The organism is Aeromicrobium sp. CnD17-E (assembly GCF_024124745.1).
Taxonomy (GTDB): domain Bacteria; phylum Actinomycetota; class Actinomycetes; order Propionibacteriales; family Nocardioidaceae; genus Aeromicrobium.
Window position 1 is genome coordinate 1 of the sequence record NZ_JAMXRU010000104.1, and the last position, 10,397, is coordinate 10,397.

At 72.1% G+C, this 10,397-nt stretch carries 8 protein-coding genes; 4 read left to right on the forward strand and 4 right to left on the reverse strand.

Features of this window, described 5'->3' with window-relative positions:
- Window positions 1–168 precede the first annotated feature (168 nt).
- The gene (locus NH339_RS15190; protein WP_253026836.1) at window positions 169–1,431 is read right to left on the reverse strand and encodes an acyltransferase; all 1,263 of its coding nucleotides are present in this window, start codon (window positions 1,429–1,431) and stop codon (window positions 169–171) included.
- Window positions 1,428–3,254: a hypothetical protein gene (locus NH339_RS15195; protein WP_253026838.1), complete on the reverse strand. Its 1,827-nt coding sequence runs from the start codon at window positions 3,252–3,254 to the stop codon at window positions 1,428–1,430. The genes NH339_RS15190 and NH339_RS15195 overlap by 4 nt, the downstream gene beginning before the upstream one ends.
- Window positions 3,255–3,343: 89 nt before the next feature.
- Between NH339_RS15195 and NH339_RS15200 the strand changes: the two genes are divergently transcribed.
- The 3 genes from NH339_RS15200 (at window position 3,344) to rpsA (ending at window position 7,334) form a co-directional block, all read left to right on the forward strand.
- Window positions 3,344–4,348 carry a DUF3068 domain-containing protein gene (locus NH339_RS15200; protein WP_253026840.1) on the forward strand — a complete coding sequence of 335 codons (1,005 nt, stop codon included), beginning with the start codon at window positions 3,344–3,346 and terminating at the stop codon, window positions 4,346–4,348.
- A gap of 78 nt (window positions 4,349–4,426) precedes the next feature.
- Window positions 4,427–5,692, forward strand: coding sequence for a M18 family aminopeptidase (locus NH339_RS15205; RefSeq protein ID WP_253026842.1), 1,266 nt, complete (start codon window positions 4,427–4,429; stop codon window positions 5,690–5,692).
- 196 nt (window positions 5,693–5,888) lie between these two features.
- Window positions 5,889–7,334, forward strand: a complete 1,446-nt coding sequence (gene rpsA, locus NH339_RS15210; protein WP_067858104.1) for a 30S ribosomal protein S1 — start codon at window positions 5,889–5,891, stop codon at window positions 7,332–7,334.
- A gap of 80 nt (window positions 7,335–7,414) precedes the next feature.
- Here the strand turns inward: rpsA and NH339_RS15215 are convergent, their stop codons facing one another.
- The gene (locus NH339_RS15215; RefSeq protein WP_253026844.1) at window positions 7,415–7,576 is read right to left on the reverse strand and encodes a hypothetical protein; all 162 of its coding nucleotides are present in this window, start codon (window positions 7,574–7,576) and stop codon (window positions 7,415–7,417) included.
- 93 nt (window positions 7,577–7,669) lie between these two features.
- Between NH339_RS15215 and NH339_RS15220 the strand changes: the two genes are divergently transcribed.
- Window positions 7,670–8,623, forward strand: a complete 954-nt coding sequence (locus NH339_RS15220) for a GlxA family transcriptional regulator (protein WP_253026846.1) — start codon at window positions 7,670–7,672, stop codon at window positions 8,621–8,623.
- A gap of 272 nt (window positions 8,624–8,895) precedes the next feature.
- On the opposite strand, the gene NH339_RS15225 is transcribed toward NH339_RS15220, so the two are convergent.
- On the reverse strand, window positions 8,896–10,236 hold the full coding sequence (locus NH339_RS15225; RefSeq protein WP_253026848.1) for a class I adenylate-forming enzyme family protein: 1,341 nt from the start codon (window positions 10,234–10,236) through the stop codon (window positions 8,896–8,898).
- Between the last annotated feature and the right edge of the window lie 161 nt (window positions 10,237–10,397).

Genomic DNA, 10,397 nt, shown 5'->3' on the forward strand with positions numbered 1-10,397 from the left:
TGTGCCGGGCGTGCTGACCGCGCTCGTGGCGGTCGGTGCCACGTGGGCGGTCCGGCGACGTGTCCCGGCCGCCGCGCTCGTCGGGCTGCTCGTCGCCGTGGCCGGCGGGATCGCGGTGCTGCGGCCGTGGGGACAGTTCAGCACGTGGTCGGGCGACCTCGCACTGCCTCAGCTCGCGGCGCTCGCCGCCGTGTCGGTCGTGGTGGCTGCCGGGGTGCGTCGGCCGAGGTTCTTGAGCCGCAGGAACGGGCGCTCGACCAGTCGGTAGAGCAGCTCCGAGACGGGCAGCGACACGGCGAGGACCAGCACGATCACGAGCGGGAACGACGCGTTGAAGAGCGTGAGGTCGAGCCGGTCGAACAGCACCCACAGCACGATCACGTGGCAGCAGAAGAGGCTGTAGGACACGTGGCCGAGGTGCCGCAGCCACGGGTGCGCCATCCAGCGGGCGTAGGGGGAGTGCGCGTCGCCGAACACGCTCGGAAGCACCACGAGCGCGGCGACGACCGCGTACGCCACGGCGCGCACGAGCGACTCCGACGACGTGCGCGCGAAGAGTCCCGCCGCCCCGCCGAGCGGGGTCGACGCGACGACGAGCACCGCCGCGGCCAGGAGCCAGCAGGCACCCGGGGCGGAGGCCACCGACTCCAGGCGGCGCGCGACGCGCGACGGGCGCCCGGGCAGGGGATGGCGCCGGTCGACGTCGACGACGGCGAACGCGATGCCGACCGCGAACCAGCCCAGGAACGCCGGGAGCGCCTGCGTCGTCCAAGGCCCCAGCGGCACGAGCGGGCCGCCGATCGAGGCCGCCCACGTCCAGACGAGCGACAGCACGGCCAGCACGGAGAGCAGCGTCAGCACCCGCCTGACGCGCAGTCCGTGGGTGCGTCGGCCGAGCAGCACGACGAGGATCAGGGGCAGCGCGGCGTAGAACGCCACCTCGGTCGCGAGGCTCCACATCTGCGAGAGGCCTTCGGGCAGTGCCGGCTCGCGGTAGAGGTCCACGAGCGCGAGGTTCTGCAGCCAGCGGTCCAGGCCGAGCTCGCGGTTCTGCCGCACGACCAGCAGCGCCAGCACGACGGTGACCCAGTAGACGGGCAGGACGCGCAGCGCGCGCTTCCAGGCGTACCGCGCCACCGAGTCGTGGTGCTCGCGGGTCCGGGCCGCGGTGAGCCAGGGATGCGCGAGCAGGAAGCCGGAGAGCACGAAGAAGACGGCGACACCGACCTCGAGACGCTGCATCGCGGCTCCGAGCAGACCCTCGTCGTAGAACCCGGCCCAGAACGCGCAGTGGGTGAGCACGACCGCGAGGGAGGCGACCGCGCGCAGCGTGTCGAGGCCCGGGTACACGGGTGCGACGGCGCGTCCGCCGGACGTCCGGTCGGCGGGCGCGGCGGGGGACGCGGGGAAGCCGGGGACCGTCGCCGTCATCGCAGGGCCTCCAGCGTGCCCGCCGCGACGCGGTCGACGCAGACCGTCAGGCCGGGCGTCGTCACGTCGACCTCGAGCGTCGAGTAGGCGCCGTCGCCGTTGACGAGGTAGGTGTGCGGGCCGCTGAGGACCTGCATGCGCACGGGCTCGCGGCCGTCGAAGCGCAGCACGGCCTCGCCGTCGACCGACGCGGCGTAGTTGATCGTGGTCCACGGGAAGTCGGGCATCTCCGCCCGGTCGAGGGCGAGGCGCCCCGGCTCGCCCTGCACGACCTTCGTCCCGCAGCCAGCCACGGGTCCGGGAGCGCTCTCCGCGCCGCGCACGAGCGGCTGACGCGCCGTGCCGTCGGTGTCGAGCACCGCGAGGTCGTTGCCCTGCCTGCGTGCGTCCACGAGATCACCGTACGGCGCGAGCACGTGCGACGGCAGGTTCCGCGGGTAGTGCAGCCCGAGCTGCACGAGCTCCGGCACCTCGAGGTCGGCGACGGGGCGCGGGTCGGCGAGCAGCGACGCGCGTGCGTTCTCGACGTAGCGACGCGCAGGGAAGTCCTCGTGCCAGGGTCGCGCGTAGGCGGCTGCGTTCACCAGCGACGCGACGAGCACGACGGCGAGCGCGGCTCCCAGCGCCGGGCGCGGCACCGAGGGCAGACGGGCCAGCAGCGGACGCTCGCGCACGGTCGGTGCGTCGGGCACGCGCACGGGCAGGACAGCAGCGGCCAGTGCCAAGGGCAGCACCGCGGCGAGGTCGGGCAGGTAGCGCGTGAACTGACCGGCGACGGCGCCGACCTGCAGCCCACGGCCGAGGGCGATCGCGACGTAGGTGCCGGCCACCTGCACGAGCACCACGACGACCGCACGCCACGTGGTGCTCGGGCGCCGACGCCACGCGACGGCGACGACCGCCAGGACGGCGACGACGGCGACCACGCGCACCGCGACCGTGGGGTCGGGGACCGACAGCGGGTCCGCTGCGACGTCCCAGCGCCAGGGTCCGCCGACCAGCCCGGGCAGCACGGACGACAGGAGCAGCCGGTCGGCCACGTCGATCCAGGGCGTGGCACCGGTGACCTGCACCGGCGGGGGCGTGGTGGCCCGGTAGAGGACGAGGTAGGCGACGCCGAGCGCGGCGAGCGGTGCGACGACGGGGCCGTGCCGACGCGCCACCCGGGCGAGCGTGCCGCGTCCGGTCCCGGAGCAGAACAGGACGACGAACGCGCCCACCGGCAGGGCCATGAGCAGCGCGCGGGGTCCGCTCGCCGCCCCGAGCAGGTAGGCCAGCACCACCAGCACGGCCCAGCGGGGACGTCGCTCACGGCTCCAGAGCACGAAGCCCGTGACCACGAGGAAGAACGCCACCTGGGCGGGGAGTGCGTTCAGCGCGACGGCCCACCAGGAGCTCGCGTCGGCGGCGAGGGGGAGGAAGCAGAAGAGCGCGAAGGGCACGAGGACGAACGGCCGCGGACCGAAGACCGTGCGCAGCATGAGCCAGCAGGCGGCCGTCGCGGCGGCCGACAGCACCAGTACCGACGTCGCGGCAGCCCACCACGCGTAGGGACCGGCGGCGGCGACCAGGGCGGCGACGACGCGCCCGAGCGGCATCAGCTGGCTGTCGTTCGGCTCCAGGAGCACCGTGTGCAGCGGCCGCGCCGCGTCCTCCAGGAGCAGCAGGTCGTCGGCGTAGAACCAGCCCGGGACGACGATCCAGGCGCGCCAGGCCAGCTGGGCCAGGAAGAGCACGAGAGCGGCGCCGGAGACGAGCTCCCGGGTGCCCACGCCCTCGTCGCGCAAGGTCCCGAGCAGCCGGCGCGTGACAGGTTCGACCACGACTCATCCTCACACACGTCGGGTGCGGCTCCGATGACCCTACGGGCTGGTAACGTGCGCCTGATCACAACAGCGGAGGGAGCCCGACTGTGGGTAAGAAGCTGGGACTGGTGGCGCTCGTGCTGGGCGCCTTCCTGGTTCTTCTGGCAGGACTGAGCAAGTTCTACATGTACGACCGTCTGGCCGTGGTGCCCGACAACAACGAGACCACGAGCATCTCGCAGACGGCGCCGGGAGAGGACGCTGAGTACCTCAACGTCGGCGCCGAGGGCGGACCCGCGGTCGAGACCGGACCCCTGAAGTCGACGCGCATCGTGCAGGGCAACGTCGAGCTGAGCGAGAAGGCCTCCAAGGAGCTCGGCCGCGACGTGGCCGTGTGGGACACCTACACGTGCACCGACACGCCCGACTTCGACTGCGCGAGCGGCCAGACGCCGCTCAGCAGCACGAAGGACCGCGTGGCGTTCGACGCCCACACCGGCGAGACCGTCCCGTGGAGCGGCTCGACCACCGAGACCGGTGGCGAGGAGTCCGAGGGCGCCTTCAAGGGCCTGTACTTCAAGTTCCCGTTCGGGACCGAGAAGAAGACGTACGACTTCTGGGACGGCACCCTCAAGAAGGCCACCCCGGCCGTCTACAAGGGCGAGACCACCATCAAGGGTCTCGACGTCTACGAGTTCGAGCAGGTCATCGAGCCGACGAAGACCGGCACGATCGACGTGCCGGGCTCGCTCGTCGGCGAGGAGGCCTCCCAGGTCACGGCCGACCGGATCTACGCGAACACGCGGACCTTCCTGGTCGAGCCCGTCACCGGCGTCATCATCAAGGGCGGGGAGGCGCAGGACTCCTACCTGGAGGTCGACGGCGAGCGCAAGCTCACCACGACGAAGGCGACGCTCGGCTACACCGACGCCTACATCCAGGACACAGTCGACGAGTACAAGGGGAAGGCGACGCTGCTGAAGGCCGTGGACACCACGTTCCCGATCGTCGGCGGCATCGTCGGGCTCGTCCTGCTGGTCCTCGGCGTCGCGGGCCTGGCCCGTGGCCGCAAGGCCGCAGGTCGTCAGGACGGCGGCACGCACACCGCCTGAGCCGCAGGCACCTCGTCCGGCGCGTCACCCCCCGGGTGGCGCGCCGGACGTGCGTCCGCAGGTCGCTACGGTGGGGCCATGGGTGCCGCCGACGACCTCTGCCGCTTCGTGGACGCCTCGCCGTCCCCGTTCCACGCCGTCGCCACCGCGGCCGCCGCGCTGGAGTCGGCGGGGTGGTCGCGGGTCGACGAGCGCGCCGCCTGGCCCGGGCCGGGCGGTCGCGGCTACGTCGTGCGCGGCGGGTCGCTCGTGGCCTGGGACGACAGCGCGTCGTCCGCCGCCTCCGACCCGTTCAGGATCGTCGGTGCGCACACCGACAGCCCGACGCTGCGCCTGAAGCAGCACCACGACCGACGCTTCGAGGGCACCGACGTGCTCGCCCTGGAGCCGTACGGCGGCCCTCTGCTCACGACCTGGCTCGACCGCGACCTCGGCGTCGCCGGCCGCGTCGTGCTGCGTGACGGCCAGGAGCGGCTCGTGCACGTCGACGAGCCGGTGCTGAGGGTGCCGAACCTCGCGATCCACCTCGACCGCGACGCCGCCGGCGCGCCCGACCGCCAGCGTCACCTCGACGCGATCTGGGCGCAGCGCGGCACACCGTTCCTCGCGTGGCTGGGGGAGCGCGAGGGCTTCGGCGCCGACGAGGTGCTCGGGTTCGAGCTCATGACGGCCGACGTCGTGCCCAGCGCGCGCGTGGGCGTCGATGGCTGGCTGGTCGCGGCACCCCGGCTGGACAACCAGGCCACGTGCTTCGCCGGCCTGCAGGCGCTGCTCGACTCCGGCGCCGGCGGCAGGGCCCCGGTGGACGGCCAGCGGCCGGTGCTCGTGCTGTTCGACCACGAGGAGGTGGGCAGCTCCTCCGAGCGCGGCGCCGCCTCGGACCTGTTGCTCACGGTGCTCGAGCGCATCGTCCTGGCCGCCGGAGGCGACCGCGACGACCTGCACCGTGCGGTCGCGGGCTCGGTCTGCGCGTCCGGCGACATGGCGCACGCGACGCACCCCAACCACGCCGAGCGTCACGAGCCCCTGCACCACGTGCGGCTCGGCGCCGGACCGGTCCTCAAGGTCAACCAGAACCTGCGCTACGCCACCGACGCCGTCGGTGCCGCGGTGTTCGCGCGGGCCTGCGAGCACGCCGGGGTGCCGCTGCAGCGCTACGTCCACCGGGCCGACCTGCCGTGCGGCTCGACGATCGGACCGATCAGCGCGGCCCGCACCGGCATCACGACCGTCGACTTCGGTGCCCCGCAGCTGGCCATGCACTCCGCGCGCGAGACGATGGCGGCCGCCGACGTCGACCACTACGTGCGTGCGCTGACCGCGTTCTTCGCCCTGCCCGCCTGAGCGTCGTCCGTCCGTACCTCGCGACGCCCCCGGTGGTCCGGGAACGGCGGGGATCGCGTACCCTGAGAGGTGCGCTGGTGACCTGTGCGTTCCTCGGACCGAGCAGGAGCGCTCCTCGCGCGCCCTCACGGGGTGTCCGAGGCACGTCCGCCGGCCGCTATCCCTACATCATCCATCCATCGGAGTCCATCTACCTATGAGCATCGCACCCTCTGCGGCACCGCAGGTTGCGGTCAACGACATCGGCACCGAGGAAGACTTCCTCGCGGCCATCGACTCGACCATCAAGTACTTCAACGACGGCGACATCGTCGACGGCACCATCGTCAAGGTGGACCGCGACGAGGTCCTCCTCGACATCGGCTACAAGACCGAGGGCGTCATCCCCTCGCGCGAGCTGAGCATCAAGCACGACGTCGACCCGCACGAGGTCGTCGCCGTCGGTGACAGCGTCGAGGCCCTCGTCCTCCAGAAGGAGGACAAGGAAGGCCGTCTGATCCTGTCCAAGAAGCGCGCCCAGTACGAGCGCGCCTGGGGCGACATCGAGAAGATCAAGGCCGAGGACGGCGTCGTCGAGGGCACCGTCATCGAGGTCGTCAAGGGCGGCCTCATCATGGACATCGGACTCCGTGGCTTCCTGCCCGCGTCGCTGGTCGAGATGCGCCGCGTGCGCGACCTCGACCCGTACATCGGCCAGAAGCTCGAGGCGAAGATCATCGAGCTCGACAAGAACCGCAACAACGTGGTCCTGTCGCGCCGTGCGTGGCTCGAGCAGACCCAGTCGGCCGTGCGCCAGAAGTTCCTCGACGAGCTCAAGAAGGGGCAGGTCCGCAAGGGCGTCATCTCCTCGATCGTCAACTTCGGTGCGTTCGTCGACCTCGGCGGCGTCGACGGTCTCGTCCACGTCTCCGAGCTGTCCTGGAAGCACATCGACCACCCGAACGAGGTCGTCCAGGTCGGCGACGAGGTCACGGTCGAGGTGCTCGACGTCGACCTCGAGCGCGAGCGCGTGTCGCTGTCGCTCAAGGCGACGCAGGAGGATCCGTGGCAGCACTTCGCCCGGACCCACCAGATCGGCCAGATCGTGCCCGGCAAGGCCACCAAGCTCGTCCCGTTCGGTGCGTTCGTGCGCGTCGAGGAGGGCATCGAGGGCCTCGTGCACATCTCCGAGCTGGCCGAGCGTCACGTCGAGATCCCCGAGCAGGTCGTCCAGATCGGCGACTCGGTCATGGTCAAGATCATCGACATCGACCTCGAGCGTCGTCGCATCTCGCTGTCGCTCAAGCAGGCCAACGAGACGCAGGCTGCCGCGGCCGACGACTTCGACCCGACGCTCTACGGCATGACGTCCTCCTACGACGAGCAGGGCAACTACATCTACCCCGACGGCTTCGACCCGGAGACCGGCGAGTGGCAGGAGGGCTTCGAGGAGGCCCGCGCTGCCTGGGAGAAGCAGTACGCCGAGGCTCACGAGCGCTGGGAGGCGCACAAGAAGCAGATCGAGGAGGCCGAGAAGGCCAACATCGAGGCCGGCGAGGTCAGCAACTACTCCGCCGGTGGCGACGTCGAGACGGGCGAGGGTTCGCTCGCGTCCGACGAGGCGCTGCAGGCCCTGCGCGAGAAGCTGACGGGCGGCGAGTGATCCTCACCCGCTGAACGACCGCACGACGAGACCCCCGGCCGATGGTCGGGGGTCTCGTCATGTCGGAGCGACGGTCGGCGTCACCGGACGGGCAGGTCGTGGTCGTCGGGTCGCGACGGCTGGAACGGGTCGCGTGGACGGCTGCGGGGCCCGGGACGGCTGCCGTAGCCGTCGAGGGAGACGCAGATCGCGAGGGCGATGACGAGGGCGGACAGGGCCAGGAGGATCAGCAAGAGGAACATGGCAGAAAGTTTCGTCTCCGTCTGAATCTGCCACCAGTGGCAGAAAAGTCATCCATCCTCGATAAACCGCCACATCTGTGGCAGGCTGGAACCATGAAGAAGGTCGCGGTCGTCGTGCAGGACGGGGTCGAGGCGTTCGGCCTCGGAGCCATCTGCGAGGTCTGGAACGAGCCCTACCACCCCGAGGACGACAACCCGGTCTTCGACTTCACGATCTGCACGCCGGAGCCCGGGCGGGTCCGCGGCTCGAGCGTCGACCTGCACGTGGAGGCCTCGCTCGACGCGACCGCCGACGCCGACCTCGTGTGCGTCGCGCCGAAGCGCGGCTACCGCCACCACCACCCGGCGGCCGTCGAGGCCGTCCGCGCGGCGGGGGAGCGCGGTGCCTACGTCTCGGCGCACTGCACCGGTGCGTGGCTGCTGGGCGAGGCGGGGCTGCTCGACGGGCGCGAGTGCACGACGCACTGGCGCTACGGAAGCGAGCTGCAGGAGGCCTTCCCTGAGGCGGTCGTGCGCCCGGAGGTGCTGTACGTCCTCGACGGCAACGTGCTGACCGGGGCCGGCTCCGCGGCCGGCATCGACGCCTCGCTGCACCTCGTGCGGCGGGTGTTCGGGGCGCGCACGGCCGCGACCACCGCGCGACGCATCGTCATGCCACCGCACCGCACGGGCGGGCAGGCGCAGTTCGTGCGCACCCCGGTCGGCCAGGTCGAGGCCGAGACGTTGTCGCCGGTGCTCGAGTGGGCGCTCGAGCACGTCGACGAGCCGCTGCCCGTCGACCGGCTCGCGGCGGTCGCGCACATGTCGCCGCGCACCTTCGCCCGGCGCTTCCGCGACGAGACCGGCACCACGCCCCTGCAGTGGCTCACCAGCCAGCGCATCGCCCTCGCCGAGCAGCTGCTCGAGGGCTCGACGCTCTCGGTCGAGCAGGTGGCGTCTCGCGTCGGGTTCGGCAACGCCGCCACGCTGCGCCACCACTTCACCCAGGCGCTCGGCACCACGCCCCAGGAGTTCCGCCGCACCTTCGCCTGCGCCGACGCAGGCTGAGCAATGCGTCGCTCGTTGCTGATTCCCATCACCTGAGGGGAATCAGCAGCTCACCATCGTTCTCCCGCGCTCACCTGCGGATGCTTCCCGAGGTGAGCGGGGGAGAACCATGGGGAGCGGATCGGTCGCGTCCGCCCCTCGAGACGCGCCCGGACGTATCGCGCCTGGCGGCACTCACCATCGTTCTTCCTCACCCACCGGCGAGATCAGTCGCAGGTGAGTGAGGATTCCCATCAAGTGATGGGAATCGAGGGACGGGTGGGGCGAGGAGCTCAGAGCTCGGTCCGGCGCACCTTGCCGGTGGCCGTGCGGGGGAGGGCGTCGAGGCGCAGGTACTCCTTGGGCCGCTTCGGCGGCGCCAGGCGCTCGAGGGCACGCGCCCGAAGGGACTCCTCGTCCGCGTCGCCGACGTACGCCGCCACGACCCGCTGGCCCCACCGCTCGTCCGGGCGGCCGAACACGGCCACCTCCACCACGCCGGGCAGGTCCTCCAGCGCTGCCTCGACCTCGGCGGGATAGACGTTGACGCCACCGCTGATGACGAGGTCGCTGCGACGGGCGTCGAGGTAGACCCAGCCGTCCTCCACCCGGCCCAGGTCGCCGACGGTGAAGGCCGGGCCGTCCGGGGTGTCGCGCCAGGCCCGTGCGGTCTTCTCGTCGTCGCGCCAGTAGGTGAAGCGTCCCCACGGCGGCACGACGCACCAGAGCTGGTCCTCGTCGTCGACCGTCACCACACGGCCGGGCCGGGCGCGACCGACGCTGCCGGGACGCTCGTGCCACGCATCACCGCGACAGGCCGTCCACTGTCCCTCCGTCGACCCGTAGAACTCCCACACGGTCCGCACGCCGAACTGCGCGTGCGCGCGGCGGCGGACGGGCTCGGGGCACGGAGCGCCGGCGTGCGCGACGAGCCGGAACGACGAGAGGTCCGGGTCCTCGCCCGTCTCGTCGAGGTGCTGCTGCAGGCGCTGCAGGTGCGCCGGCACGCAGAACATCGTCGTGGGACGTACCTGGGCGACGGCGTCGACGAAGGCGGCCGCGTCGAAGTGCGGCAGCACCGCGATGCTCCCGCCGGCCAGCAGCGTGCCCGTCGCGAAGCGGAGGGGAGCGGAGTGGTAGATCGGCGAGACCACGAGGTCGACGTCGTCGGCGCGGAAGCCCCAGAGCTCGCGCTCCTCGACCACGAGGTCGCGGGCGTCGTCCGGCTCGAGCAGGCCCGACCACACACCCTTGGGCCGACCTGTCGTGCCTGACGTGAAGTGCATCGGCCGGCACAGCGGGTCGGGTGCCAGGTCGATCGGAGGTCCGTCCAGCAGCGCCCGCAGGGCGGCCGAGTCGTCCACGACCAGGGCGGCGTCGAGGTCGTCGAGGACCCGCTCGCGCTCCCAGGCGGTCAGGCGCGGGTCCAGCGGCACCGGCACGACGCCCGAGCGTGCCGCGCCGAGCACGACGCTCGCGTAGGCCGGCTCCCCGGGGCACAGCAGCACGAGCCGGTCGCCCGTGCCGAGGCCCCGCGCCCGCAGCGCACCGGCCACGCGACGCTGGTCCCGCTCGCTGCGCTCCGCCGTCAGGACCTCCAGCCCCTGCGAGCCGTCCCCTGCGCGCGCGTCCACCCGCCCAGTATGCTGCAGGGGTTGGTCGGTCCTGTTCCCCACCACCTGAAGGTGATCGTCTGTGGCTTCCTCGCGCCACAAGCACGCCGTGCCGCGGCGTGCCGGACGCGGGTCGAGCGCACCGCGGACGCCGGGCGGGGCCCGACGCAGCAGCCGTCACG

Coding starts and splice junctions, on each gene's coding strand:
- NH339_RS15190 (WP_253026836.1), bottom strand. CDS start 1,431: ATGACGGCGACGGTCCCCGGCTTCCCCGCGTCCCCCGCCGCGCCCGCC.
- NH339_RS15205 (WP_253026842.1), top strand. CDS start 4,427: ATGGGTGCCGCCGACGACCTCTGCCGCTTCGTGGACGCCTCGCCGTCC.
- rpsA (WP_067858104.1), top strand. CDS start 5,889: ATGAGCATCGCACCCTCTGCGGCACCGCAGGTTGCGGTCAACGACATC.
- NH339_RS15220 (WP_253026846.1), top strand. CDS start 7,670: ATGAAGAAGGTCGCGGTCGTCGTGCAGGACGGGGTCGAGGCGTTCGGC.
- NH339_RS15215 (WP_253026844.1), bottom strand. CDS start 7,576: ATGTTCCTCTTGCTGATCCTCCTGGCCCTGTCCGCCCTCGTCATCGCC.